This is a genomic window from Luteimonas salinilitoris, from assembly GCF_041300785.1.
Lineage (GTDB): Bacteria > Pseudomonadota > Gammaproteobacteria > Xanthomonadales > Xanthomonadaceae > Luteimonas > Luteimonas salinilitoris.
Window position 1 is genome coordinate 1 of the sequence record NZ_JBFWIB010000057.1, and the last position, 826, is coordinate 826.

Below are 826 nucleotides of genomic sequence, written 5' to 3' on the forward strand. Positions count from 1 at the left end.
GGGCCTAACAATTCATTCAAGCCGAACCCGCTTCGCGGGTCGGCTTAATTCAGGCGTTAGGTGCCAATGGCAAGTTCGTCGCGATTCTGGGTACTGTTTTCACTGCTACTTTACTTTCCAGCCGCTCTGTACGTCTTGGCCGGTTTAGATGCAGACTGGTCCAGTGGCCTTAGGTTTCTGGTTCCCAACTACCTGTACATGGCGGCGCCACATCTTCTGGTTGGCTTGCTAGCAATTCGGCGCAGGGCTCGCTGCCCTCTGCTACTTGGCATGCTCGCCCTTCTCAATGTGATCTTGTTGCTGTTCCAAGGGTGGGTGCTCACCATGTCGGCTCATGATGGTGCGCATGCGTGGATCCTGTACATCCCACTCTGGGGTCTAACTCTCGCTGTCTGCGGAATTGCTTGGGTGGTGGTCAGGTACAGTGGGCCAATGAGTACAGGCGGTGCCACCTAGATCGGGCTGGCACCTAACAATTCGTTCAAGCCGATGCCGCTTCGCGGCACGGCTTAACTCAGGCGTTAGGCCCCTAGGAGGTAGATCGCATGTACGGCAGCGGCAACAAAAAGAAAACCAGCTATCTAGGCATTAGCATTCACGGCAGTGGCAACGAAGAGAAAACCAGCTATCTAGGCATTGGCATTGCTCTAGGTGTCGCAATCGGTGCAGCATTTGGTGTTGCGCTGGACAATCTGGCTTTGGGCATTGGCTTTGGTATTGCAATGGGTGTTGCGATCGCACTTGCGCTGTCCAGTAGACAGTCCGGCAAGACTGGCGAGTCCGGACGAGACGCTGAGAGCAGTGGGGACAGCAATGGCGACGGGGC

1 protein-coding gene is annotated in these 826 nt (G+C 55.7%); it reads left to right on the plus strand.

Features of this window, described 5'->3' with window-relative positions:
- Window positions 1–545 precede the first annotated feature (545 nt).
- A partial coding sequence (locus AB5T46_RS20420) for a hypothetical protein (RefSeq protein ID WP_370565947.1) occupies window positions 546–826 on the plus strand: 281 nt, incomplete at its 3' end.